Genomic DNA, 25,284 nt, shown 5'->3' with positions numbered 1-25,284 from the left:
TCAGGCCTCCTTGGCGCGCGGGTTGCGGGGCTGAGTCGGCTGGTTGCGGGCCGGAAGCGCCCGGCCGAGACCGCTGACCCGCGGGGACAGGAACGCCCGGGTCCGGGCGAACATGGTCATGATCGGGTGGCGGAAGAGGAAGACCACGACCAGGTCCAGGACCGTGGCCAGGCCGAGGGCGAACGCGAAGCCCTTGACCGTGCCGACCGAGACCACGTAGAGCACCACCGCGGAGAGCAGGGTGATCGCGTTGGCCGAGATGATCGTCCGGCGGGCGCGGATCCAGGCACGGGGCACCGCGCTACGCGGGCTGCGCCCCTCCCGGATCTCGTCCTTCAACCGTTCGAAGTAGATGACGAACGAGTCCGCCGCCACACCCAACGACACGATCATGCCGGCGATGCCGGCGAGGGTGAGCGTGAAGCCGATCTGCCGGCCGAGCACCACCAGCGCGCCGAAGACGAGCAGCGCGGAGAGGATCAGGCTCAGGAAGATCACCGAGCCGAGCAGCCGGTAGTAGAAGAACGCGTAGATGATGACCAGCAGCATGCCGATGCCGGCCGCCAGCAGACCGGCGCGCAGGTGGCTGGCACCCAGCGTGGCGGTGACGTTCTGCGCCTCCTGCTGCTCGAAGGTCACCGGCAGCGCGCCGTAGCGCAGCTGACCGGCCAGCGTGCTGGCGTCCTTCTGGTTGAAGTTGCCGGTGATCTGGGAGTTGCCGGTCAGCACGCCCTGGATCTCCGGGGAGGAGACGATCTCGTTGTCCAGCACGACGGCCACCCGGCACTTGCCGTCCTGACCCAGCGCGGTCGCGTCGCAGGCCTGACCCTCGTTGTTGAACGCCTCACGGGTCAGCGCCGTCCACTTGCCCTGGCCGTTGCCGGTGAAGTCGAGGCTGACCACCCAGGCGTTGGTCTGGTCGAGCACGGCGTCGGCGTCTGACACGTCGGTGCCCAGCACCTTGGCCTGGTCGAGCAGGTACTTCGAGGCGCCGTCCTCGCAGGAGACGACCTGCTGCTTCTCATCGGAGATCGACGCCGGCGGGCGCGCGTCGAGCTGCGCGCAGCCGATCGTCGGCACGTTGAACTGCATCTGCGCCGGCAGCACGGCGACCTCTTGCGGCGACAGGGTGCCGAACGGCTTGAGCTTGTCGGCCAGCGACGGGTCGGATGCGAGGTCGGCGGGGGCCTGCAGACCGTTGGCGGCCTGCCAGGACGCCGCACCGACCTTCTGCTCGACGGCCTTGCGCTGCTGCTCGATGCTGGCCGGCACCGGCTCGGTGCTGGCGCTCGCCGTGGGGGCGGCGGCACTCGGCGAGGCGGACGAGGACGGGGTTGGGGCGACGCTCGGCGACGCCGGGGCCATCCCGCCCTGACCGCCGCTGGGCGAGGAGGTCGCCTTCGGCGCGCCACTGCCCGACGGGGTCGGGATCGCGCTGCCGGACGGGGTCGGCACGGCGCTGCCGGACGGGGCCGGCGTGGCGGCCGGCGGCGGCACGGCGGCCGTCCCGCTGCCGTCGGCGGCCTTGAGGACCTTGCGGAAGCGCAGCTCGGCCGCTTCGCCGACGTCGTCGAGGTTGCGGTTCTCACCGGGCAGGGAGATGACGATGTTGCGGTTGCCCTCGGTGACCACCTCGGCCTCGGCCACGCCGAACGCGTTGACGCGGCTCTCGATGATCTGGCGGGCCTCCTCGAGGTTCTCCGCCGTCGGAGGCTTGCCGTCGACGCTGTTCGTCGCCTCCAGCGTCACCCGGGTCCCGCCGATGAGGTCCAGACCGAGCCGGGGCTCGAGCCGGTCCTTCAGGCTGCCGCTGGCACCCGAGAAGAACACCAAAAGGTAGAGGACGACGAAGATGAACCCGAGCACGGCGAGCTGCCGCCCGGGGCGCATCTGTCCCTGAGGTGGTGCCACGGCTGTCCTGTCTCCCTGTACGGTCGCGCCGCTGCGCGCAGCGGCGGCGGGTGTCGGGCCGGGGGTCCCGGCCGACGGGTCGGCCCTGGGCCGACGAGGTGCCGACACGAGGACCGGTCACGCCGGCGTGGGGACGCCGACGGTCACGGGAACGTGCCGACGCCCGGCGTCGACCCAACTATCCAGTTTTCACGTCTCGTCCGCTGCCCCGTCGGGCGCGGCGGCCCGGAAGCCGGTCGACCGGCCGTACGCCGGACTCGCCACCCCCGGAGCGAGGGTCACTCCTTGACGACGTCCGCGTCCTCGGTGACCGGCTCGCTCGGCAGCTCCGCGCGGGTGACCACCCGGGCGATGGCCGGGCGGGCGTAGCGGGTCTGCACGCCCGGAGCGACCTCGATCAGGACGGTGTCGTCCTCGATGCCGGTGACCGTGCCGTAGAGCCCACCGATGGTCACGACCTCGTCGCCGGCGCCGAGGTTGGACTGCATCGCCTCTGCCTCTTTGCGGCGCTTCTGCTGGGGCCGGATCATCATGAAGTACATGACACCGAAGAGCAGGGCGATCATCAGGATCGGCGTCAAACCGCCGGCCCCGCCACCCGCTGCTGCCAAATACACGGTTACTGACCTTCCCATTGGCCACCTGCCCGGCACCGGGGTGCCGGAGCGGAGGCGGATTCTCACGTCCTGTACAGACCGCGGCGAAGTCTAAACCCTGCACCTGAGAACGCCGAATGCGGCACAGATCACGTTCACATCACGGCTGATCGGTGTCCAAGGAGAACAGATCGGGCGCGGGCGGACTATCCATACCAAATGTACCATTCGGCGGGGTACGTCCCAGATGCCGCCAAGCTCCCTCAGTCGCCACCCGGCCCCGGGGCGTACGGGCCAACAGGCCGGCACGGACCAGGAACGGCTCGCAGACCTCCTCGACAGTGTCCGGCTGCTCCCCCACCGCCACAGCGAGGGTGGACAGACCCACAGGGCCGCCCCGGAACGAGTCGACCAGCGCGGTCAGCACCGCCCGGTCCAGCCGGTCCAGGCCGAGCGCGTCCACGTCGTACACGATCAGGGCCGCCCGGGCGGTGTCGAGATCGACCACCCCGTCGGCCCGCACCTCCGCGTAGTCGCGGACCCGGCGCAGCAGCCGGTTGGCGATCCGGGGCGTGCCCCGGGACCGACCGGCGATCTCGGTCGCGCCCTCGGGGGTGATCGGCACACCGAGAATCCGCGCCGAGCGGTGCAGCAGCGTCTCCAGATCCGCCGGGGCGTAGAAGTCGAGGTGCGCGACGAAACCGAACCGGTCCCGCATCGGCCCGGTCAACAGGCCCGAACGCGTCGTCGCCCCCACCAGGGTGAACGGCTCGACGTCCAGCGGGATCGCCGTCGCCCCCGGACCCTTGCCGACCACCACGTCGACCCGGAAGTCCTCCATCGCGCTGTAGAGCAGTTCCTCCGCCGGCCGCGCGATGCGGTGGATCTCGTCGATGAAGAGCACATCGCCCTCGGCGAGGCTGGTCAGGATGGCCGCCAGATCACCGGAACGCTCGATCGCCGGGCCGCTGGTCACCCGGATGCCCGCGCCCAGCTCGGCGGCGACGATGTTGGCCAGACTCGTCTTGCCCAGCCCCGGTGGGCCGGAGAGCAGGATGTGGTCCGGTGGTGACCCCCGCCGCATCGCGCCCTGCAACAACAGGTCGAGCTGATCGCGCACCCGGTCCTGGGCGATGAACTCGGCCAGCCGCTTCGGCCGTACCGTGGCCTCCGCGTCCCGTTCCGCGTCGCTCACGTACGCCGAGACAAGCCCGTCGATCTCGCTCATCGGGTGCGGCCCAGCAGGCGGATGGCCTGCTTGAGCAGGACCGGCACCGGCGGCGTCGGGCCGTCGATGGTCTCCGCCACGGCGGCCACCGCCTGATCGGCCTGACCGGCGGACCAGCCCAGCCCGACGAGCGCCTGCCGGACCTGGTCGGGCCAGGCACCAGCGGTCACCCCGCCCACGCCGTCGGCGCCGATCGGCACCGGGCCGATCCGGTCGCGCAGCTCCAGCACCAGGCGCTCGGCGCCCTTCTTGCCGATCCCGGGCACCCGGGTCAGCGCCGCCGTGTCGGCGTTGGCGATCGCCTTACGCACCGCGTCCGGGGTGTGCACGGCCAGGACCGCCTGGGCCAGTCGCGGACCCACCCCGCTGGCGGTCTGGAGCAGCTCGAACAGCGACTTGGCGTCGTCGTCGGCGAAGCCGTAGAGGGTCAGCGAGTCTTCCCGCACGATCAGGCTGGTCGCGAGGCGGGCGACCTGACCGACCCGCAGCTCGGCGAGCGTGCCGGGAGCGCAGTGCACGGCGAGACCGACACCGCCGACCTCGATCACGGCCTGGTCCGGACCCGTCGCGGTCACCGTGCCGCGCACGCTGGCGATCATCGTGCTCCTCCTCGTCGTACCCGGTCGGCCGCCGCGGCCAGCTTGGAACGGGTGCCGCCGCGCCACACGTGGCAGATGGCCAGGGCCAGCGCGTCGGCGGCGTCGGCCGGCTTCGGTGGCTCGGCCAGCCGCAACAGCCGGGTCACCATGGCGGTCATCTGCGCCTTGTCGGCCTGACCGGACCCGGTCACGGCCGCCTTCACCTCGCTCGGCGTGTACGTCTGCACCGGCAGCCCGGCACGCGCCCCCGCCAGCACGGCGATGCCGCTGGCCTGCGCGGTGCCCATCACCGTGCGCACGTTGTGCTGGCTGAACACCCGCTCGACGGCGACGCTCTCCGGCTGGTGCTCGGCGACCAGCTTGGTCAGCGACTGATCCAGGTGCAGCAGGCGCAGCGACAGGTCGTCGGCCGGGTCGGTGTAGACCACGTAGTAGGCGATGAGAGTGCAGGGCCGGCCCGGCACACCCTCGACCACGCCCACCCCACACCGGGTCAACCCCGGGTCCACACCCAGCACCCGCACGCGACCCCTCCCCCAAAACCGTGACCAGTACGTGTGTTCGACACCCTACTGCCCGCCCTCCCAGCGGCCCCACGGGACACGCCCCACGCCCCATGCCCCACGCCCCTCGCCCCTCGCCCCTCGCCGAGATCTACGCAACTTCCCGGATGTTGTTCCCGTGCTCAGGTGGTCGTAGCAATCGATCTTGTCGTTCGTTGGTCTCTTCGGCGGGGTGATCGCTGAGAGGCTGGTGGGGCGTGGCGGGTCGTAGGCCGTTGACGGTGGTGGACCGGGAAGAGATCACGCGGGGGATCGCTGAAGGGCTCTCGGGTCAGCAGATTGCGGCGCGGATTGGTCGGGATCCGAGTGTGGTGTCGCGGGAGATTTGTCGGGGTGGTGGGCGGGGGTTCTATCGGGCGTGGCGTTCGCAGCGGCAGGCGCAGCGGGCGCGGCGCCGGCCGAAGCCGTGCAAGCTGGAGTTGGACGCGCGGCTGCGGGAGGTGGTGGTGGCGTTGTTGGGTGAGGGTTGGTCGCCGGATCAGGTCGCTGGGCGGTTGCGGGTGGACTATCCCGAGGACGAGGCGATGCGGGTGTCGCACGAGGCGATTTACACGTGGATGTATGCGTTGCCGGTCGGGGAGTTGGCACGGCAGCACCTGCGGTTGCGCAGTGGCCGCAGGAACCGTCGCCCGGCGCGTTCGCCGGCGTCGCGGGCGCCGAAGATCCCGAACCCGACGTTCATCGATCAGCGGCCCGTCCAGGCCGAGGACCGGCGGGTACCTGGGCACTGGGAAGGCGACCTGGTCATCGGCAAGAACGGCGCCAGCGCCACCGCCACGCTGGTGGAACGCACCTCCCGGTTCCTGATCCTGATCCCGCTATCAGGAAGAGACAGCCCCACCGTCACCAGCGCCGTGGCCACCGGCATCGCCGGTCTGCCCGACGCCCTGCGCCGCACCCTGACCTGGGACTGCGGCACCGAAATGGCCGAACACGCCGCCCTGAGCATCGCCGCCGGTATCGACGTCTACTTCGCCCACCCCCACAGTCCCTGGCAACGCGGCACCAACGAGAGCACCAACCGGTGGATTCGCGAATACCTACCCCGCGGCACCGTCATCCCCAACGACCACGACCACCTCAACGCCATCGCCGACCGACTCAACAACCGACCCCGCCGTATCCTCGGCTACAAGAAACCCAAAGAAGTCTTCGCCGAGCTGCTGACCAGCCAGATTGCTTCCACCGGCTGAGCACGGGAGCAATATCCCTGATGTTGCGCGGATCTTGACGACGAACACCGTGCCCACGGCGCGGCGGGACGGGGCGGGAGCGGGTGGCAGGGGCGGGTGGGGCCACACAGCTTTGCGCCGGAGTATGTGTCGCTGGCCCATGTGCCGGGGAGCACACAGCTCGTAACTTCTTGCGCCATGACGGCAGAACCCGTGGCGGTCCCCCACGTCGTACAGGTCGACCTCGCTGGTCGGACCGCCCTGGTCACCGGGGGCGGCAGCGGCATCGGGCGGGCGTGCGCCCTGCGGCTGGGCGCGGCCGGTGCCAAGGTGCTCGTGGTGGACCGCAACCTGGAGGCGGCCAAGGCGGTCGCGGCCGAGGCTGGCGGCCGGGCCGAGGGCGTGGACCTGTCCGACGCCGCGGCGGTGGACCGCCTCGACGTGGACGTGGACATCGTGGTCAACAACGCCGGGCTCCAGCACGTCGCGCCGGTGCAGGACTTTCCCGTCGAGCGCTTCGAGTACATCCAGCGGGTGATGGTGGAGGCGCCGTTCCTGCTGATCCGCCGGGCGCTGCCGCACATGTACGCCCGGGGCTGGGGTCGCATCGTCAACATCTCCTCCGTGCACGGGCTGCGCGCGTCGCCGTACAAGGCGGCCTACGTCTCGGCCAAGCACGCCCTGGAGGGGCTGTCGAAGGTGGTCGCGCTGGAGGGCGCCGCGCACGGGGTGACCGCCAACTGCATCAACCCGGCGTACGTCCGCACGGCGCTGGTGGAAAGCCAGATCGCCGACCAGGCGGCGAGCCACGGCATCGACGAGACCGAGGTGATCGAAAAGATCATGCTGGCCCGGGCCGCGATCAAGCGACTGATCGAACCGGAGGAGGTGGCCGAACTGCTGGCGTACCTCTGCTCGCCGCCGGCGGCCTTCATCACCGGCGCGTCGATCGCCCTCGACGGGGGCTGGACGGCCAACTAGTGGGCCCGAGCACAATGTCGACCATGTCTTCGCCGGTGGAGTTCCTGGAACTGCTCGCGCGGGAGGCCGCCGCTGTCGAGTTCGAGGGACCGTTGGTGGCCGCGCGCGCTGCCGGGCTGCCGCCCGACAAGCTGGCCGAGCTGGAGCAGGCCAAGTCGGTGGCGTTGCGGGTCCGCGCGCTGCTGGAGCGCCGACGCCGGCGCGAGACCGAGCTGTCCGGCCTGTACGACACGGTCAGTGACCTGGCCGGGCTGCGCGACCTGGACGACGTGTTGCGGGCGATCGTGCACCGGGCCCGCAACCTGCTCGGCGCGGACGTGGCCTACATGACGCTCAACGACGACGAGCGCGGCGACACCTACATGCGGGTGACCGACGGGTCGGTTTCGGCCCGTTTCCAGCGGCTGCGCCTGCCGATGGGTGCCGGCCTCGGCGGGTTGGTGGCCCAGTCCGGGGCCCCGTACGTCACAGCGAACTACGGGGAGGACGCGCGCTTCCACCACACCGGTGAGATCGACGCCGGGGTCGGGGAGGAGGGGCTGGTGGCGATCCTCGGGGTGCCGCTGCGGCTCGGCTCCACCTCGATCGGCGTGCTCTACGCGGCCAACCGTTCGGCCCGGCCGTTCGTCCGGGAGGAGGTGGCGCTGCTGGTCTCGCTCGCCGCGCACGCCGCGGTGGCGATCGACACCGCCCGGCTGCTGACCGAGACGCGCTCGGCGCTGGGCGAGCTGTCGGCGGCGAACACCACCATCCGGGCCCACAGCAGCTCGGTGGAGCGGGCCGCGGCGGCGCACGACCGGATGACGGCGCTGGTGCTGCGCGGCGGCGGTGTGGAGGACGTGGCGGCGGCGGTGACCGAGGTGCTGGGCGGTGCCCTGCTGGCGCTGGACGCCGAGGGCCGCCTGCTGGCCCGGGTGGGTGAGATCGACGAGCCGGACCGGGCGGACATCGTGGAGGCGGTCGCGGCGTCGCGCACCGAGGGGCGCAGCGTGCGCCGCAGCCCACTCTGGTACGCGGCGGTGGTGGCCGGCGCGGAGAACCTGGGTGCGCTGGTGCTGCGTCCGGACGACGAGTTGGTCGACGCCGACCAGCGGATCCTGGAGCGGGCCGCGCTGGTGACCGCGCTGCTGCTGTTGTTCCGCCGTACGGTCGCCGAGGCGGAGGGGCGGGTCCGGGGTGAGCTGCTGGACGACCTGATCGCCCGCCCGTTGCGGGACACCGACGCGTTGCGCAGTCGGGCCCGCCGCCTCGGGGTCGACCTGGACGCGCCGCACGTGCTGGTGGCGGTGGGCGACGACGCGATCGCCGCGACCGGCTCGGCGAGGCAGCGGGTGCTCTCCTGGGCCACCACGTACGCCTCGGCGCGCAGCGGGCTGGCCGCGGCGCGGGACGGCCGGGTGGTGCTGATGCTGCCGGGGCTGGACGCCGGTGGCAGCGCCCGCGCGGTCGCGCGGGACCTGTCCCGGGTGACCGGCCGGCCGGTGACCGCCGGGGCGAGTGGTCCGTCGAACGGGCCGGCGGCGCTGGCCGCCACGTTCCACGAGGCGGATCGGTGCCTGACGGCGTTGGGCGCCCTGGGTCGCGACGGGCAGGGTGCGAGCACCGCGGAGCTGGGCTTCGTCGGGTTGCTGCTGGGCACGGTCGGCGATCGGGGTGAGAAGGACGTGACCCAGTTCCTCGCCACGACCGTCGGGCCGGTGGTCGACTACGACGCCCGGCGGGGCACGGCTCTGGTGAAGACGCTGGAGGCGTACTTCGGGGTGGGTGGCAGCCTGGCCCGGGCCGCCGAGCAGTTGCACGTGCACGTCAACACGGTGACCCAGCGGTTGGAGCGGGTCGGGCAACTGCTCGGCGCCGACTGGCAGCGGCCCGAGCGGGCGTTGGAGGTGCAGCTCGCACTGCGCCTGCACCGGCTGCGCGCACCGGCCGGCTGACCAGGACCGGCCAGCGGGCGGGCTCGCGGCCGGCTCAGCGGACCTGAATGCCCTCCAGCACGGCGTCGACGACCCGCTCGGGCAGGGTCTGCTCGTCCAGGTCCGGGTTCCACTGGAGCACCCGTTGGATCAGCATCGGCCCGGTGAGCAGCGCCATCGTCACCTCGACGTCGATGTCGGCCCGGAGCACCCCCTCGGCGATGCCGCGCCGCAGCACCTCGCGCATGAGCTGCCGCCGGGGCCCGATGATGTTCTGGTAGAGCTGGAACTGGTCCGCGCTGCGGTTCACCGCGGGCACCAGACAAGGCATGATCTTCGCCGCACGCGGGTCGACGTTCTTGCCGATCGCGCCCACCAGCAGCACCAGGTCGTCGCGGACGGAGTGCCCGGCCGGCTGCGCCATGACGCCCTTGAGTCGCCGCAGCGCGTCCAGCAGGAGGGCGTCCTTGCCGGCCCAGCGGCGGTAGATGGTGGCCTTGCCGACCCCGGCCCGGGCGGCGATCGCCTCGATCGACAGCGCCTCGATGGTGCTGCCCTCGGCGAGCAGGTCGAGGGTCGCTTCGATGATCGCCTCGTCGGCGCGGACGCTCCGCGGTCGCCCGGGCGACCGCGGAGCATCGGCAGTGGACATCATGTCCGACATTCTTCCCGCACCTACGCCGTGCCGGCCAACTCGGGCTCGGCGACCGGCGCCACAGGGGCGACGCTGGTGTCCTCCCGACCCGGCATCCAGCGCAGCACCACGATGACCCCCAGTGCGGCGATCACCGCGGAGAGCCCGGCCGCCCAGTGCATGGCGGTGACGAAGGCGTCGTTGGCCGCCGAGATCAGCGCCGGCGCGTCCGGGCCGAGCTGGCCCGCCGCAGCGTACGCCCCGGAGATCGACTCGTTGGCCGTGTCGCGGGCCTGCGTGGGCAGGCCGGTCAGCGCGTCACCGATGTCGCTGCGGTAGACGGCGGAGAGCACCGAGCCGAGGATCGCCACGCCGAGCGCACCAGCGACCTGGCGGACGGTGTTGCTGATTGCGGAGCCCACACCGGCCTTCTCGCGGGGCAGCGCCGACATGATCGACTCGGTGGCGGGCGGCATGATGTTGGCCATCCCGGCGCCCTGGATGAGGAAGGCGAGCAGCACGACCCAGATCGGGGTGGAGGCACCGATGAACACGAACGCGGCGAGTGACACCACGGTCAGCGCCAACCCGACGGTGGCGACGGCCCGGCCGCCGTAGCGGCGGACCATCGCGGCGCTGCGCGGTGCGAAGACCAGCTGGGCGGCGGCGAAGGGCAGGAAGAGCAGACCGGTCTGCAGCGGGCTGTAGCCCCGCACCAGTTGCAGGTAGAACGAGCCGAAGAACAGCGAGCCCATCGCGGCGAAGAACACCAGACCGACGATGGCGACCGGCGCGGCGAAGCGGGGCACCTTGAACAGCCGGACGTCCAGCGACGGGTGGTCGCTGCGCCGCTCGTGCTGCACGAACCAGGCCAGCACCGCGATGCCGACCAGGATCGAGCCCCAGACCACTGGGCGGCCGAAGCCGTGCTCGCCGCCGTCGATGATGCCGTAGGAGAGGGCGACCAGGCCCACCACGGAGAGCAGCACACCGAGCACGTCGACCCGGCCCGGCCGCGGGTCACGCGACTCGGGGACCAGCAGCGCCACCAGGATCACGCCGGCGACGACCACCGGCACGTTGATCAGGAAGACCGAACCCCACCAGAAGTGCTCCAGCAGCGCGCCGCCGAGGATCGGGCCGATGGCCACGGCGAGACCGACCGCCCCGGCCCAGACACCGATGGCCCGACCACGCTCACGCGGGTCGAAGACGTTGGAGATGATCGACAGCGTCACCGGCATGATGGCCGCGCCGCCGACGCCCATCAGGGCGCGGGCCGCGATGAGCTGGCCGGGGCTCTGGGCGTACGCGGAGAGCAGCGACGCCAGACCGAACAGCACCAGACCGATCATCAGGAAGCGCTTGCGGCCGGCGCGGTCGCCAAGCACCCCGAAGGTGAACAGCAGCCCGGCGAAGACCAGCGTGTAGGAGTTGATGGACCACTCCAGCTCGCCCTGGGTGGCACCGAGGCCGTGCACCGGGTCGGCCAGCGTGCGCAGGGCGACGTTGAGGATCGTGTTGTCGAGGACGACCACGAGGAGGCTGATCACCAGCACCCCGAGGATCGCCCACCTCCTCGGGTGGCCCGTGTTGTTGTGCAGCTCCATGCCTGATTTCCCCCCACGCTTTCCCCGCGACGCAATACGATACGGGTCAGACTCGTAACGCGGGTCAGCCTACGACGCGCATTAACGATACGGCACCGATCCGTATCGTATGTGGTGGGCGTCACGTCCGGGAACGCCCGCGAGGCAGGCGGTGACGGCCCTCGGCAGCGAGTCGAGATGCGCCACCGGCGCGGTGAGCGGCTCGATCCAACCCGGCCCCGCGCCGTACACCCGCAGGCGTGCGAATTCTCGGGCGAAGCGCACCAGACGGTACGCGCGGCCGGTGACCGGCGTCTGCGACCAGAGCACGACGGTGTGCGGCCGTGCCCGGTACACCGCGCTGGTCAGCGCCGACCAGGGCAGCGCCGGGCCGAGATTCAGACACCCGCGGCCCTGCTCGCGCAGCGCGGCGGCCAGCGCCTGGAGGCCGAGACTGTGCGCCTCCTTCTCGGCACCGGCCAGCAGCACGCCACCGGTCGGCAGCGACCGGCCCGGCTCCCGGCGGTAGACGTCCAGCCCGACCCGGACACCCTCGCTGAGGGCGTGCTCGACGACCACCTCGGCGGCGGTACGCCCCGACAGCCCGGCCAGCAACGGACGACAGACCTGCTCCCAGAGCGCCGGCACGCCCCAGGCCTCGGCCAACTCCAGCACCAGCGTCGCGACGGCGTTGCCGTCCAGGTCCTCGGCAGCCAGCGACACCTGCTTGTGCGCGATCTCCACGGCCTCGGCCGGCATCGGCTCGATCAGCACCAGACGCACCCCCGGGTAGACGTTCCCTACCCGGGGGTTCGCTGAAACGGCGCGCGGCGGATGCGCCGTCGTGAGATTTACCGGCGACGGGCCGCCAGCCGATGGGCCAGCGCGGCGACGCTGCCCCAGGCCACCCAGGTTGACGACGAACAGACCGCCAACGTCAAGGCGTTCCAGAAGGGTCTGAAGCAGCTCAAAGAGCGGGCCCCGATGTCAGCGAGTGGTCCGCAGTTGGCGCATCGAGTCGTTGAGCTGCCGCTTCATCCAGCGAGCGGCGGGCCGTTCGACGAACCGGTGGATCAGCCAGGCGGCGATGAGCAGGCCGGCGATCAGCGTAGTGATCAGCAACCACGGCGACAGGTGGTCCTGGAGCCGGTCGATGACGGCGAGCCCGACCGTCTGGTGAATGAGGTACAGCGGGTAGGTCATGGCACCGGCCGTCGCGACCCAGCCCCACTTCACCCAGGAGAAGAAGTTGAGAGCGACCGCCGCCATCACCACGACGAAGGCCGTCACGATGACGGCCGTCGGCGCGAAGGCGACGTCGCGGGCCTGGGCCAGGCTGGGCAGCCGGGTGATCGCGATCAGCCAGGAGAGGCCGATGATCGACCACAGCAGCAGGTTCGGGCCGAAGCGGTAGATGAGATAGAGGGCGATGCCCGCGATGAAGTAGCTGGAGTAGCCGGCCGCCACGACGGCGCTGAACCACGGGCTGCCGAACTTGGGCACGACCAGCGAGGCGACGGTCCAGATGGCGCAGAAGGCGACCACACCGCGGTAGGTCAGGCCGCGCGCCACGAGGATGGCGAAAAGGAGGTAGAAGATCATCTCGACGGTGAGCGTCCAGTACGACAGGTCGAGGTGCCGGATGCCGAGGAACTCCTGCATCATCGTCAGGTTGCCCACCACTTCGCGGAGCTTGAGGTCGACACCCCTCGGCACGGCCACGAGCACGGCCGCGGTCACCAGGACGGCGAACCAGTAGGCGGGGTAGAGCCGGACGACGCGGGAGACGAAGAAGTCACCGACGGAGCGTCCCCAGGCGCTCATGCAGATGACGAAGCCGCTGATGATGAAGAAGAGTTGCACGCCGAGGAAGCCGTACTGGGAGACGGAGTGCAGCAGCCCGAAATGGGACGCGGCGGAGGGCTGCCAAACACCGATCTTGTCACCGACGAGGTGGTACGCGACGACCATGAGCGCAGCGCCAAGGCGCAGTCCGTCGAGGACCAGCAGGCGCGGCCGCCGCCCGCCCGCTGCCCGCTCGACGGCCGGCGCCTCCACGCCGTCCTGCCGGGGCAGGTCCGCGCGTTGGCCGGCCTGCATCGGCTCGGTGGTCTGCGCTGCGACCGCGTGCTCGTCCATCGCCTGCGTCATCGACGTCTCCTGGTGTTCGCGGCGGTTCCGAGCCGCTGTCGCCGTAGGGAATTGATCACGGGTTTGCGGTGCCGACGGCCGGCAGGACCGTCCGTTCCGCACGGGACCGCCAGTACAGCCACAACGCGGCGAGCGCGAAGAGCACCAGCGTCGTCGACACATAGGGATCAACCGCGAACCGCTGGGCCAGCCCCTCAAACCGGTTAGCCTGCCAGATCAGGCCGCGCGGGGTAAGTCCGCCATAGTAGGGGCCCGGCCACATGAGAAACGGTGCGATCGCGGCTACCGCGACGACGCCGGCGATCAGACGTGCCGCGCCGCGTGAGCGACGCGCTACGTCGATCAACACCACCGCCATCGGGCCGATCCAGATCCAGTAGTGCGACCAACTGACGGGCGAGATGAGCAGCATGGTGAAGCCGACGACGAGCATGCCCATCGCTTCCTCGCCGTGCCGCTGGAGCGCGGTGGCCAGGGCGAGGCCACCGACCAGCACGACGGCGACGGAGAGCATCCACCAGATGGTGTTCTGCTGGTCGGTCCCGAGCAGTCGGGCGGTGAACCCCTGCAGGGACTGGTTGCCCCCGTAACGCGGGCCGGAGGACATCAGCACCCGGTGCGAGTCGAACGCCCGCCCGGTCAGCCAGTAGTCGTACGAGCCGCCCGGCTGGATGATCGCGCCCAGCAACGTGAGCCCGACGAAGGTGCCGGTCGCGACGATGGCGGCCCGGATTCGCCGGGTGAGCAGCAGGTAGACCACGAAGAGTCCGGGCAGCAGCTTGGTCGCGGTCGCGACGCCGATGCCGACGCCCTTGAACCGGCTCCGGCCGGGCAGGGCGAGGTCCGCCACGACCAGCAGCATCACGAAGATGTTGATCTGGCCGAGGTCGAGGTTGCGCTGCAGCGGCTCGGTCCAGAGCAGCACCGCGCCGACGGCGGCGACGAGACCGAGCCGGCCCGGGGTGCCCTCGTAGCCGAGCATCTTGGTGGTGAACCACAGAGCGAGGAGCATTGCCGCGATACCCACGATGTTGAAGACGGTGAGCGCGGTCCGCGGATCGAGCAGCGTCAGCGGCGTCAGGAACGGCAGGGTGATCGGCGGATAGGTGTACGGAAGGGCCAGCCCGGTGTACCCGAGCTGGTAGACGGGCTGCCCATCGATGAACGCGTGGGCGGCCCCGAGGTACATGTTGAAGTCCGTCCCACGGAACGGCCGGTCGCGCACGAACGCGCCGTACGCCGCGAGCGAGATGGCCAGCAGGGCCAGGCCCGGGACGAGGAGCCAGTTCGGCAGGGGGGTCCGCGGTTGCGGGGCATGATCGGCCGGTACGCCGGTGGCGAGCCGGCGGATGCGCTCTATGGTCATAGTGGGCTGGATCGTAGTCGGGTCGCCGCCCCTGTGGGTGACGACCCCCCGCGCCTTCGGCGGCTACCGTAGCCGGAACGTTACGATCGGTCGCATCGATGGCCGAGGGGCTGGCAAACTCCCTGGTAATAGCGCGTAACCGGCCTGGCGGCGACGAGGCCGAGCCGGTGACCCGGGCTCGTCGCCCAGGCCACCGACGCACGCCAGAGTTATCTGCGGCGGGTGACGGCCCAGCGCCGGGCCAGGTCGGCCACGGTCCCCCAGATGCCGCGCCGGAACAGCACCACGACCAGGACGAAGATGCCGCCGGTGACCAGGCCGATCGCCTCGAACCCGGAGAACGACAGCCAGTCCTCCAGCCGCACCACGATCCCGGCGCCGAGCACCCCACCCCAGAGGGTGCCGATCCCACCGAGCACCACCACGATGACCGCCTTGCCGGAGGTGGTCCAGTGCAGCACGTCCAGCGAGACGAACCGGTGGCCGACAGCGAACAGCCCGCCGCCGAGGCCGGCGATGAACCCGGAGAGCACGAACGCGGTGAGCTTGTAGCGGTGCACCGGGTAGCCCAGTGCCCGCGCCCGGGCCGGGTTGTCCCGGATGCCGACCAGCACCCGACCGAACGGCGAGTGCACGATCCGCCAGGCGGCGGCCAGCCCGAGCAGCACGATCGGCAGGATCGCGTAGTAGAAGAAGTAGTCGTCGGTCAGATCCAGGCCGAAGAACGAACGGGGCACCCCCTGGAGGCCGTTCTCACCCTGCGTGACCGAGCGCCACTCGTTGGCCACGTAGTAGACCATCTGCGCGAACGCCAGGGTCACCATCGCGAAGTAGATGCCGGTCCGCTTGACCGCGAGGTATCCGATCGGCACCGCCAGAACGGCCGCGGCGAGCGCGCCGGCCAGCACCGCGAGCGGGAACGGCAGGCCCGCGTGGATGGCCATCAGGCCGGTGACGTACGCCGAGGTGCCCCAGAACGCGGCGTGACCGAAGGACATCAGCCCGGTGAAGCCGAGCAGCAGGTCCACCGCGACGGCGAACAGCGCCCAGCAGAGGATGTCCACCGCGACCGCCGGGTAGAGGCCGTTGGGCAACCACGCCGCGACGGCCAGCCCGACGGCGAGCAGCGCGTACCGCACCCAGCCGGGAGCCCGGGCCACGGCGACCAACCCGGACGGCGGCGTCGAGCGGGACGCGTCGGCGGCGGCAGTGTCCACGGTGCTGGTCATGCGGGAGCCTCCTCACGACCGAACAAGCCGGCCGGGCGCCAGAGCAGCACGCCGGCCATCACGACGAAGACGATGGTCTGCGAGACGATCGGGAAGGCCGACAGGTACGCCTCACCCCACGCCTGCACGAGGCCGATGCCGAAGCCGGCGGCGACCGAACCGAAGATCGAGCCCAGCCCGCCGATCACGACCACCGCGAACACCACGATGATCAGGTCGGCCCCCATCAGCGGGTTCACCGCGCGCATCGGTGCGGCCAGCACGCCGGCGAGACCAGCCAGCCCGATCCCGAAGCCGAAGACCGGTGTCACCCACCGCCCGACGTCGATGCCGAAGGCGCGGGTCAGGTCGGGCCGCTCGGTGGACGCCCGGACCACCATCCCGATCCGGGTACGGGTGAGCACCCACCACACGGCGACGCAGAGCAGCACCGCGAAGCCGAGGATGAACACCCGGTACGTCGGGAAGTCGAAGAGCCCGAAGTTGACCGACCCGCTCAACAGCGACGGGGTCTCGTACGGGCTGGACTGCACGCCGTAGCGCAGCTTCACCAGATCCTGGAGGATCAGCGTCAGGCCGAAGGTGAGCAGGAAGTTGTAGAGCGGGTCGAGCCTGGTCAGCCGCTGGATCACGGCGCGTTCCAGCGCCATGCCGAGCAGTCCCAGCCCCACCGGCATGATCACCAGGGCCGCCCAGAACGGCACTCCCGCCTCGGTGAGCAGCACGTACGCCCCGAACGCGCCGAGCATGTAGAACGCGCCGTGCGCGAAGTTGACCACCCGCAGCATGCCGAAGATGACGGCGAGCCCGAGGGCGAGCAGGGCGTAGAACGCCCCGCTCACCAACCCGTTGAACGTGTTCTGCGCGAAGCCGCTCACAGCGAGCCGCTCACAGCTTGCAGTCCGCGGAGGGCGCGCGGAACGCCTCCGCGGCGGGGATCGTCTTGAGCACCTTCACGTAGTCCCACGGCTCGGTGACCTCGGCCTGAGGCTTCACCTGGGCCAGGTACGCGTCGTGCACCACCCGGTGGTCCTCGGCGCGGATCTTGCCGTTGCGCAGGAAGACGTCCTCGACCGTCTTGCCCTCCAGCCCCTTGACCACGGCGTCCGCGTCGTCGGTGCCGGCGGCCTGCACCGCCTCCAGATACTGCAACGCCGCCGAGTAGTTGGCCGCGTGCGCGAACGTCGGCCGGGTGCCGGCCTTCTGCTGGAAGCGGTCGGCGAACTCCCGGTTCTTCGCGTCGAAGTTCCAGTACCAGGCGTCGGTGTACGTGGTGCCGGCCAGCGCGGCCGGGGTGAGCGAGTGGATGTCGGTGAGGAACATCAGCCCCACCGCGAGGCCGACGCCCTTGTCGCGCAGCTTGAACTCGTTGTACTGCTTCACCACGTTGACCAGCTCGGCACCGGCCTGCATGGTGCCCAGCACGTTCGGCTTCGGGTTCAGGTTCGGCGCCTTGAGCAGGAAGGTGGAGAAGTCACCGCTGGTGTTCGGGAACGGCGCCCCGTCCTTGCCGACCACCGTGCCGCCGGCCGCCGTGATCGCGGTGGAGAAGCTCTTCTCCATGTCCTGACCGAAGGCGTAGTTCGGATACAGGATGTACCAGTTCTTGCCGATCTGCTCGGTGGTGGTCTTTCCGGTGCCGTTGGCCAGCATGTACGTGTCGTACGCGTAGTGGAACGTGTACTTGTTGCAGCTCTTGCCGGTCAGGTCGGTGGTCGCCGCGCCGATGTTGAAGTAGAGCTTCTTCTTCTCCTTCGCCACGTCGGCGACCTTCAGCGCCGCGGACGAGGTGGGCACGTCCAGGATCAGGTCGACGCCCCTGCGGTCGTAAATCTCCTGGGCCTTGGAGTTGGCCACGTCCGGCTTGTTCTGGTGGTCGGCGGTCTCCACTGTGATGTTTCTGGTCACCGCCTTGTCGCCGTACTTCGCGGTGAAGTCGGCGATGGCCAGCTCGACCGCCGCCACCGAGTTCTTCCCGGACAGCTCCGAGTACGCCCCGGACTGGTCGTTGAGCACGCCCAGCACGATCTTGTCGCCGGTCAGTTTCTGGTCGCCACCCGACTGGGGGCCACCGCCGCCGCAACCGGCGACCAGCACCACCGCGACTGACGCCACGGCCACACCCACCGTCCTGCGCATGCCCACTCCATCCATCCGGCGCGTCGTCGCGCGGGTCGTCGTTGAGAGAATTCAGATGCCGAGGTACGCGAGCAGTTCGCGTTCGCGCGAGCGCACCTCGGAGTTGTCCATCGCCTCGGCGACACGCCCCTCGGCCAGCAGGTAGTGCCGGTCGGCGACACCCGTGGCGAAGTGCAGGTTCTGTTCGACCAGCAGCACGGTCACCCCGTGCCGCTTGGCCTCGCGCAGCAGCTCACCGACCTGCTGCACCAGCAGGGGCGACAGCCCTTCGGTGGGCTCGTCGCAGAGCAGCAGCCGGGCACCCATCCGCAGCACCCGGGCCAGCGCGAGCATCTGCTGCTCGCCGCCGGAGAGCATGGTGGCCGCGGAGTCCCGCCGGGTGTGGAGGGCGGGAAACGCCTCGTACACCCGCTCCAGCGGCCACGGGTCGGGGCCCACAGTGGGCGGCAGGGTGAGGTTCTCGGTGACGGTCAGGGTGGCGTAGCTGCCCCGATCGTCCGGCACCCAGCCCAGCCCCAGGCGGGCCCGTTTGTGCGCCGGCAGCCGGGAGATGTCGCGGCCGTCCAGCTCGACAGTGCCGCGCTGACCGGGGTGCAGCCCCATGACGCAGCGCAGCAGGGTGGACTTGCCGGCGCCGTTGCGCCCGACCAGGGTGACCACCTCGCCGGCGGCGACGTCGAGGCTGACGTCGCGGAGCACCTGCGCCTCGCCGTAGAAGGCGGAGAGGTTCTCAATGCGCAGCATCAGCGGCTCCCAGGTAGGCGGTGATCACGCGCTCGTCGGCCCGGACCTGCTCGTACGGGCCCTCGACGAGGACCTTGCCGGCCTGCAGGACGGTGACGGTGTCGGCGAGTCGGCCGACCACGCTCATGTTGTGCTCGACCATCACCACGGTCCGGCCCCGGCGGACAGTGCTGATCAGCTCGACGGTGCGGTCGACGTCCTCCATGCCCATCCCGGCGGTCGGCTCGTCGAGCAGCAGCACCTTCGGGTCCAACGCCAGGGCGATGGCCAGTTCCAGGGCCCGCTTGCGCCCGTACGCCAACGACTCGGACGGTGCCTGCGCCAGGTCGTCCAGCCCCACCATGGCCAGCAGCTCGTCCGCCCGCGCCGTGTAGCGACCCATCAGCTTCGCCGACCGCCAGAACCGCCAGCCCAGCCCGCTGGGCGACTGGAGGGCCAGCGCGACGTGTTCCCGGGCGGAGAGCTGCGGAAAGAGGCTGGTGATCTGGAACGAGCGGGCGACACCGAGCCGGGCCACCTGCTCCGGGGGCAGGCCGGTGACGTCCCGGCCGTCCAGCTCGATCCGCCCGGCGCTGGGGCGCAGAAAGCCGGTGAGCAGGTTGAACAGGGTGGTCTTGCCCGCGCCGTTCGGGCCGACCAGCGCGTGCACACTCTCCGGCGCGACGTCGAGGTCGACGTCGTCGACCGCCCGGAAGCCCCGGAAGTCGCGGGTCAGCCCACGGGCCGACAGGAGCGCTTGCCCGGCCATCGCCTCATCCTCCGCACCGTCGCCGCGACGGTCGGTTCGGTGACCGTGGTCACAGGCCCGTCGCGTGGACGAAACCTACGGCCGGCCGTGGGAGTCGAGCCATGTCGATGGGATCCATATTCGCCCCGCAATTGACGTGCGCGAACTCCACCTCCCCGTGCCGCCGATTTGACATGACCCCCTAGGTTGATGATCCACACAGCCCACCGGAAGGCCCTCACCCCATGCCCGTCGGCTTCACCATGGCGATCGTCTTCGCCGTCGCCCTGGCGGTCACCGCCGTCGTCGCCCTCGTCGCCCCCGCACGGTCGCTGAAGCGGATGGCCGCCCTCGCGGCGCTCGGCTTTCTCGCCCTCACCCTGGTGGTCGGCATCGCCTCCAGCGCCCACTCGGTGCCCATCCGCTCGGTCGGCATCGTCACCAGCTTCGGCAAGCCCACCGGCGAGGTGACCGGTTCCGGCCTCAAGTGGGTGGCGCCGTGGCAGAAGGTCGGCGAGTGGGACGCCGGCCGGCAGAAGTACGACCACATCGGCGGCAACAACTGCGTACGGGTGCGCACCGGCACGCTCGCCGACGCCTGTGTCGAGGTGCTCATCGAGTGGCAGGTCAAGCCGGAGAACGCGCCGAAGCAGTTCATGGACTACAAGGGCGACTTCGTCAGCTTCCGGGGCCAGCGGGTGGGTGTGCAGCTCGACAGCGCTGTCAACGACGCGTTCGCCGCGTACAACCCGCTGGAGAAGATCGACGCCCAGACCGGTGACCTCAACGTCGACCTCAAGCCGTTCGCCGCGAACATCAAGACCAGCGCGGAAACCCGGCTCGCCGCCGACGTGGACATCCTCTCGGTGACCATCACCCGGGTGAACCACGACGACAAGACCGAGGGCAACATCAAGGCGTTCCAGGACAAGCTGGCGCAGACCCGCAACCTGGAGCAGGACCGCAAGAACGCCGAGATCTCCAAGCAGATCACCGAGACCAACGCGAAGGTCGACAAGGTGACCCGCTGCCTGGAGATCGCCGAGAAGAACGGCGCCAACCCGGGGCTCTGCATCAACCCGGGCATCGTCACCGGTAAGTGACGGAGAAGCCGGCCCACAGTGGCGGGTGGGCCGGCTTCCGCGTCGCGTCGGTGGCGCCGACTAGGCGTAGCTGAACAACGGTGGGAAGACGAGGACCACGATCCACGCCCACGCGGCGTACACCGGCAGATAGCCGGTCTGCCACCGTTCGAGCGCCGCGAACGGTGTGCGCCGCCGGATGAAGGCCAGCAGGAGCCACGCCGACCACGCGAGGTTGACCAGCAGGATGACGTTCTCGCCGAGCGCGGCCGCCCGGTTGGGCGTTCCGCCGTACTCGTCGGTGATGCGTCCGGTGATCTCCCACAGCACCAGCACGTCGATGGCCAACGCACTGACCACGAGCGCGAGCTGGAGCTTGTCGAACGGGCCGGGCGGGGCCAGCGGATCGCGGGCCGAGAGCGAGTAGAGCAGCAGCCCCAGCACCACGACGAGCAGCAGGTCGAACAGGATCAGAGCTTCGCGCTCGACCTCGATGCCGTGGCTGGTCCAGACGACAGCGACGAGGAAGGCGAGCAGGGCGGCCGTGAAGAGCGGGGTGAACAGCCGGGTGAGGACCGGCGCGATGTTCTCGACGACACTCTGCTTGGCCTCGACCAACCACCCGGCCACGACGACCGCGGCCGCGGCGCCGCAGGGCAGCAGCCACTGCGAGATGAACGCCTCCGGGACGATTCCGATGGCCGCGAAGGTGTTGAACAGGAATGCGGCGAGCACGCCACCGCCGAGGGCCATCAGTACGAAGTAGATGAACCACTCCCCGGTGAAGCGGATGAAGTCCATGCGTCGACGAGACGAGCGCCAGTCGTCGGCGACGTAGGCCAGACCGACCACGAGCCACAGGGCAATGGGGAGATGGACGCTGCTGACGACCACGGACTGCGAGTCGTCCGCCAGGGGATAGGCGTTTGCCGCCACCGCGCCGAGGGCGAACAGCGCCACCAGCACCGCGATCATCACCGGTCGGGCCTGCCGGCGCCAGGCCAGGAACGCCGCCAGCCAGGGCAGCGCGAACAGGGTGGCGTTCCGCGCGTAGAACGAACCGTCGTCGTCGAAGGTCAGCCCGAACAGCGCTGGCGCCTTGACGGACACCACCGCACCCGCCGCGCAGCCGAACATGACCCACAGGTCCCGCCGGGAGCGCGCGCCGGTAACCGGACTGCCAGAGTCGTCGGTCAGCACCAACTGCTTCCACAGGCGCTCCGAATGCTCCCGGGCGAACTCGCGGGAGATGTCGTCGAGGCTGCCCATCCGCTTCACCGCGACCAGGAACGCCTCATCCGGGCTCAGGCCCGCCGCGACCAACTCGTCGACGGAGCCGCGAAGGTGGTCTTCGAGCTCGTCGGCGTCGGACGGTTGCAACTCCCTGCGGCGCAGCACGTACTGGCGCCACTGCGCGAACTGCGCTTCCACCTGCTCCGGCCCGTCGTGTGCCGTCATGCGAGGCCCTCCAGCGGTTTCACCGTCAGCGGTGCACGGTCATGCCAGATCTCCTTGAGCGCGCCCACGACGGTGTCCCACTGCCGGCGCTGCTCGGCCAGCTCGGCCAGGCCCTTGTCGGTGATGCGGTAGTACTTGCGTTTCCGCTCGCCGACGGCCGACTGCCAGCTCGCCTCCACATAGGCGAGGCGCTCAAGCCGGTGCAGCAACGGGTACAGCAGCCCTTCGGTCCAGTCCAGCTCGCCGCCGGACAGCTCGTTGATCCGCCGGAGGATGGCGTAGCCGTAGCTCTCACCCTCGGCCAGAATGCCGAGCACCATCGGCGTCGCCGAGGCGGCCACCAGATCCTTAGCGACCTTCACCAGACCTCACCACGCTCCCCCAAACCCAAGCCTAGAACCATTATGCATAGTAGTGCTAGGTATCGGAGGGTGCAACGGGCCAATCACCTGGTGTCGGCGACGAGGCCGCCCGGAACGGTCCTGCCGCTGAACGGCAGCTGTCCAAGATCGCCAGGTGTGGCGGATGAATGAGGCTGGGTCACGCCGAGTTCGACGGGCACCGGCGCCGAGCAGCCTCGGCTAGTCCAGCGTCACCACCCAGCGAGCGCCCTCGCCCCGGGCCAGCCGGTCGAACGCCGAGGGCGCGTCGTCCAGCGGGAGCGTGCCGCTGACCAGCACACCCAGATCCAGTGCACCGTCGGCGAGCTCGGCTGCCAGCACGGGCACCTCCCGGTTCGGGTCGGATGAGCCGTACACCGAGGAGCGCAGGGTCCGCGCGGAGTGGAAGATGTCCAGCGCGCCGAGGCTGACCATGTCGTCCTTGGCGCCCATGCCGACCACGGTCACCGCTCCCCCGCGCCGGGTGAGTCGCCAGGCCGCCCGGATGGTGGCGGCGCGACCGACGCACTCGAAGGCGTGGTCGGCGCCGCGGCCCTCGGTGCGCGCCCGCACCTCCTTGGACAGCCGGTCGTCGGAGAGCAGGAAGTCGGTCGCCCCAGCGGCGAGCGCCAGGTCGCGCTTGGCCTCGGCGACGTCCACGGCGAGGATCGTGGTGGCGCCGGCCCGGCGGGCGGCGGCGAGCACGGCGAGGCCGACCCCGCCGAGGCCGATCACCGCGACCGACTCACCGGGTGCGACGCGGGCGGTGTTGCGCACCGCGCCGGTGCCGGTGAGCACCGCGCAGCCCAGCAGGGCGGCCTGCTCCGGGGGCAGCCCGGCGGGGACCTCGATGACGGCGTTGTCCGGCACCACCACCGCCTCGGCGAGCGCGCCGAGGCCGAGGGTGAGGTGCAGCGGGGTGCCGTCGTCGGTCTCGCCACGCGCCACGGTGGGCGCGGTGGTGGCGGCGCACAACCAGGGCTCGCCGTGTCGGCACCACCAGCAGGCCCGGCAGGCCGGCGCCCAGTTGAGCACCACCGGGGTGCCGACCGCCAGCCGGCTGCCGGGCCCGGTCTCGGCCACCACCCCGGTCGCCTCGTGCCCGAGCACCAGCGGGAACCTCGCGGCGAGGGTGCCGTTCACCATGGACAGATCGGAGTGGCAGACACCGGCGGCCCGGATCGTCACCCGCACCTCGCCGGGGCCGGGCGCGGGCAGGCGTACCTGCTCGATTCGCAGCTCGGCGCCGGCCCCACGCGCGACCAGGGCGCGGACGGTGACCGGCGCGCCCGCCGGCTCGCCGCCGCCCGACGCGGCCGGGGACGACTCGGGGGCGCTCATCGCTGGATCGCCTTCAGCTCGCAGAACTCGGCGAGCCCGTGCACGCCCAGCTCCCGACCCAGGCCCGACTGCTTGTAGCCGCCGAACGGGGCGAGCGGGTTGAACGAGGCGCCGTTGATGTCGACCGCCCCGGTGCGCAGCCGGCGGGCCACCGCGAGCGCCGCGTCGGTGTCGGCGGACCACACCGCGCCGGCCAGCCCGTACTTCGAGTTGTTGGCGATGGCGACCGCCTCGTCGGTGTCGGCGAACGGGAGGACGGCGAGCACCGGGCCGAAGACCTCCTCCTGGGCGAGCGCGCTGTCCGGGTGCACGTCGGCGAAGACGGTAGGGGCCACGAAGTGCCCCGCAGACGGCACCGGGGCGTCGGGACCACCGGCGACCAGTCGGGCGCCATCGGCCAGGGCCCGGTCGATGTGACCGCGGACCCGCTCGGCCTGGGCGGCGGAGACCAGCGGGCCGAGGCGGGTGGCCGGATCGAACGGGTCGCCCAACCGGTAGCCGGCAACCGCCTTGGCGACCAGGTCGAGTGCTTCGTCGTACCGGTCGCGGTGCACGAGCATCCGGGTCCACGCGGTGCAGGTCTGCCCGGAGTTGAGCAGGGCGTTGCCGACGCCCACCTTGACCGCGGTGGCCAGGTCGGCGTCGGGGAGGATCACGTTGGCGGACTTGCCGCCCAGCTCCAGCGCGACGCGGGCGATCCGGTCGGCTGCCAGCCGCATGATCCGAGCACCGGTGGCGGTGGAGCCGGTGAACGAAACGAGATCGACGTCGGGATGCCCGGCCAGGGCCTCGCCGACCACCGGCCCGGTGCCGGTCACCAGGTTGAGCACCCCCGGCGGCAGGCCGGCCTCGGTGACCGCGTCGAAGAGCAGGTACGCGGTCAACGGGGTCATCTCGCTGGGCTTGAGCACCACAGTGCAACCGGCGGCCAGCGCGGGCGCCAGCTTCGCCATCACCTGGTGCAGCGGGTAGTTCCACGGGGTGATCGCACCGACCACGCCGATCGGCTCGCGGACGACGAGGGAGTTGCCGATCGTCTCGTCGACCGGTGCGCGGGCGGCGAGCGCGACGTGGTCGCGCAGCACGGTCAGCGGCAGTCCGACCTGCACCCGGGTGGCGAGCTTGAGCGGCGAGCCCAGCTCGACGGCGATGGTGCGGGCGAGGTCGTCGGCGCGTGCGGCGAGCGCGGTGTGCAGCCGGTCGAGGTGGGCGGAGCGCTCGGCGGGAGCGGTGGCCGACCAGCCGGGGAAGGCGGCGCGGGCCGCGGCCACGGCGCGGTCCACGTCGGCCGGGGTGCCGGCCGGCACCTGCCCGATCAGCTCGCCGGTGCTCGGGTTCTCCACGTCGATCAGGTCGGTGCCGGCGGGCGACGACCATTCGCCGCCCAGGTGCAGGTGGCGCCGGAGGCGCAGGGCGTCGGACAGCTGCGACGGCGGGGCGGCGAGGTCCATGTCGTCCCTTCGGGGGGTGGTCGATGGGCG

The 25,284-nt window shown here is 70.9% G+C and carries 23 protein-coding genes; 4 read left to right on the top strand and 19 right to left on the bottom strand.

Going from position 1 to position 25,284, the window contains the following annotated elements; translation table 11 throughout:
• From secD to ruvC, 5 genes are all read right to left on the bottom strand, one after another.
• Complete coding sequence (secD, locus tag FBZ33_RS09940) at positions 1 to 1,911, bottom strand: protein translocase subunit SecD (protein ID WP_185755263.1); 1,911 nt, start codon at positions 1,909 to 1,911, stop codon at positions 1 to 3.
• A gap of 278 nt (positions 1,912 to 2,189) precedes the next feature.
• Positions 2,190 to 2,546 carry a preprotein translocase subunit YajC gene (gene yajC / locus FBZ33_RS09935; RefSeq protein ID WP_221629447.1) on the bottom strand — a complete coding sequence of 119 codons (357 nt, stop codon included), beginning with the start codon at positions 2,544 to 2,546 and terminating at the stop codon, positions 2,190 to 2,192.
• A gap of 121 nt (positions 2,547 to 2,667) precedes the next feature.
• Positions 2,668 to 3,735, bottom strand: a complete 1,068-nt coding sequence (ruvB, locus tag FBZ33_RS09930; protein ID WP_141908817.1) for a Holliday junction branch migration DNA helicase RuvB — start codon at positions 3,733 to 3,735, stop codon at positions 2,668 to 2,670.
• On the bottom strand, positions 3,732 to 4,334 hold the full coding sequence (gene ruvA, locus FBZ33_RS09925) for a Holliday junction branch migration protein RuvA (RefSeq protein ID WP_141908816.1): 603 nt from the start codon (positions 4,332 to 4,334) through the stop codon (positions 3,732 to 3,734). The genes ruvB and ruvA overlap by 4 nt, the downstream gene beginning before the upstream one ends.
• Positions 4,331 to 4,858 carry a crossover junction endodeoxyribonuclease RuvC gene (gene ruvC, locus FBZ33_RS09920; RefSeq protein ID WP_088947410.1) on the bottom strand — a complete coding sequence of 176 codons (528 nt, stop codon included), beginning with the start codon at positions 4,856 to 4,858 and terminating at the stop codon, positions 4,331 to 4,333. Before ruvC ends, ruvA begins: the two co-directional genes overlap by 4 nt.
• A 236-nt stretch (positions 4,859 to 5,094) precedes the next feature.
• On the opposite strand from ruvC, the gene FBZ33_RS09915 reads away from it, so the two are divergent.
• From FBZ33_RS09915 to FBZ33_RS09905, 3 genes are all read left to right on the top strand, one after another.
• Complete coding sequence (locus FBZ33_RS09915) at positions 5,095 to 6,090, top strand: IS30 family transposase (protein ID WP_141908230.1); 996 nt, start codon at positions 5,095 to 5,097, stop codon at positions 6,088 to 6,090.
• A gap of 177 nt (positions 6,091 to 6,267) precedes the next feature.
• Entirely contained in the window at positions 6,268 to 7,050 is a 783-nt protein-coding gene (locus tag FBZ33_RS09910) for a 3-hydroxybutyrate dehydrogenase (RefSeq protein WP_088947409.1), read from the top strand.
• Positions 7,051 to 7,064: 14 nt separating this feature from the next.
• Positions 7,065 to 8,984: a helix-turn-helix domain-containing protein gene (locus FBZ33_RS09905; RefSeq protein WP_088947408.1), complete on the top strand. Its 1,920-nt coding sequence runs from the start codon at positions 7,065 to 7,067 to the stop codon at positions 8,982 to 8,984.
• A gap of 34 nt (positions 8,985 to 9,018) precedes the next feature.
• Here FBZ33_RS09905 and FBZ33_RS09900 read toward each other — a convergent pair whose 3' ends face one another.
• From FBZ33_RS09900 to FBZ33_RS09855, 10 genes are all read right to left on the bottom strand, one after another.
• Positions 9,019 to 9,627, bottom strand: a complete 609-nt coding sequence (locus FBZ33_RS09900) for a TetR/AcrR family transcriptional regulator (RefSeq protein ID WP_141908815.1) — start codon at positions 9,625 to 9,627, stop codon at positions 9,019 to 9,021.
• A gap of 11 nt (positions 9,628 to 9,638) precedes the next feature.
• Positions 9,639 to 11,207, bottom strand: a complete 1,569-nt coding sequence (locus FBZ33_RS09895; protein ID WP_141908814.1) for a DHA2 family efflux MFS transporter permease subunit — start codon at positions 11,205 to 11,207, stop codon at positions 9,639 to 9,641.
• 81 nt (positions 11,208 to 11,288) lie between these two features.
• Complete coding sequence (locus FBZ33_RS09890; RefSeq protein ID WP_231927315.1) at positions 11,289 to 11,960, bottom strand: transcriptional regulator; 672 nt, start codon at positions 11,958 to 11,960, stop codon at positions 11,289 to 11,291.
• Between the two features lie 213 nt (positions 11,961 to 12,173).
• Positions 12,174 to 13,337: an acyltransferase gene (locus FBZ33_RS09885; protein ID WP_255508783.1), complete on the bottom strand. Its 1,164-nt coding sequence runs from the start codon at positions 13,335 to 13,337 to the stop codon at positions 12,174 to 12,176.
• 55 nt (positions 13,338 to 13,392) lie between these two features.
• Entirely contained in the window at positions 13,393 to 14,703 is a 1,311-nt protein-coding gene (locus tag FBZ33_RS09880) for a glycosyltransferase 87 family protein (RefSeq protein WP_141908813.1), read from the bottom strand.
• A gap of 209 nt (positions 14,704 to 14,912) precedes the next feature.
• Positions 14,913 to 15,932, bottom strand: coding sequence for a branched-chain amino acid ABC transporter permease (locus FBZ33_RS09875; protein ID WP_141908812.1), 1,020 nt, complete (start codon positions 15,930 to 15,932; stop codon positions 14,913 to 14,915).
• Positions 15,929 to 16,810 carry a branched-chain amino acid ABC transporter permease gene (locus tag FBZ33_RS09870; protein WP_099852206.1) on the bottom strand — a complete coding sequence of 294 codons (882 nt, stop codon included), beginning with the start codon at positions 16,808 to 16,810 and terminating at the stop codon, positions 15,929 to 15,931. Before FBZ33_RS09870 ends, FBZ33_RS09875 begins: the two co-directional genes overlap by 4 nt.
• 10 nt (positions 16,811 to 16,820) lie before the next feature.
• A complete protein-coding gene (locus tag FBZ33_RS09865; protein ID WP_185755262.1) occupies positions 16,821 to 18,071 on the bottom strand; it encodes an ABC transporter substrate-binding protein in 1,251 nt (416 codons plus the stop codon).
• A gap of 51 nt (positions 18,072 to 18,122) precedes the next feature.
• Positions 18,123 to 18,815 (bottom strand): ABC transporter ATP-binding protein, encoded by a 693-nt coding sequence (locus tag FBZ33_RS09860; protein ID WP_141908811.1) that lies wholly within the window; start codon positions 18,813 to 18,815, stop codon positions 18,123 to 18,125.
• The gene (locus FBZ33_RS09855; RefSeq protein WP_141908810.1) at positions 18,802 to 19,563 is read right to left on the bottom strand and encodes an ABC transporter ATP-binding protein; all 762 of its coding nucleotides are present in this window, start codon (positions 19,561 to 19,563) and stop codon (positions 18,802 to 18,804) included. Before FBZ33_RS09855 ends, FBZ33_RS09860 begins: the two co-directional genes overlap by 14 nt.
• A gap of 224 nt (positions 19,564 to 19,787) precedes the next feature.
• On the opposite strand from FBZ33_RS09855, the gene FBZ33_RS09850 reads away from it, so the two are divergent.
• Positions 19,788 to 20,645 (top strand): SPFH domain-containing protein, encoded by an 858-nt coding sequence (locus tag FBZ33_RS09850; protein ID WP_088947400.1) that lies wholly within the window; start codon positions 19,788 to 19,790, stop codon positions 20,643 to 20,645.
• Between the two features lie 60 nt (positions 20,646 to 20,705).
• Here FBZ33_RS09850 and FBZ33_RS09845 read toward each other — a convergent pair whose 3' ends face one another.
• The 4 genes from FBZ33_RS09845 to FBZ33_RS09830 form a co-directional block, all read right to left on the bottom strand.
• The gene (locus FBZ33_RS09845) at positions 20,706 to 22,082 is read right to left on the bottom strand and encodes a permease prefix domain 1-containing protein (RefSeq protein WP_141908809.1); all 1,377 of its coding nucleotides are present in this window, start codon (positions 22,080 to 22,082) and stop codon (positions 20,706 to 20,708) included.
• The gene (locus tag FBZ33_RS09840; RefSeq protein WP_099852197.1) at positions 22,079 to 22,444 is read right to left on the bottom strand and encodes a PadR family transcriptional regulator; all 366 of its coding nucleotides are present in this window, start codon (positions 22,442 to 22,444) and stop codon (positions 22,079 to 22,081) included. Before FBZ33_RS09840 ends, FBZ33_RS09845 begins: the two co-directional genes overlap by 4 nt.
• A gap of 219 nt (positions 22,445 to 22,663) precedes the next feature.
• Positions 22,664 to 23,803: a zinc-binding dehydrogenase gene (locus tag FBZ33_RS09835; protein WP_255508782.1), complete on the bottom strand. Its 1,140-nt coding sequence runs from the start codon at positions 23,801 to 23,803 to the stop codon at positions 22,664 to 22,666.
• Positions 23,800 to 25,254 carry an aldehyde dehydrogenase family protein gene (locus FBZ33_RS09830; RefSeq protein WP_141908808.1) on the bottom strand — a complete coding sequence of 485 codons (1,455 nt, stop codon included), beginning with the start codon at positions 25,252 to 25,254 and terminating at the stop codon, positions 23,800 to 23,802. Before FBZ33_RS09830 ends, FBZ33_RS09835 begins: the two co-directional genes overlap by 4 nt.
• Positions 25,255 to 25,284: the final 30 nt, after the last annotated feature.

The sequence above is a fragment of the Micromonospora sp. A202 genome (assembly GCF_006715105.1).
Lineage (GTDB): Bacteria > Actinomycetota > Actinomycetes > Mycobacteriales > Micromonosporaceae > Micromonospora > Micromonospora zamorensis.
The sequence above is the reverse complement of the archived record's forward strand: the minus strand, read 5'-3'. Positions and strand labels throughout refer to the sequence as shown.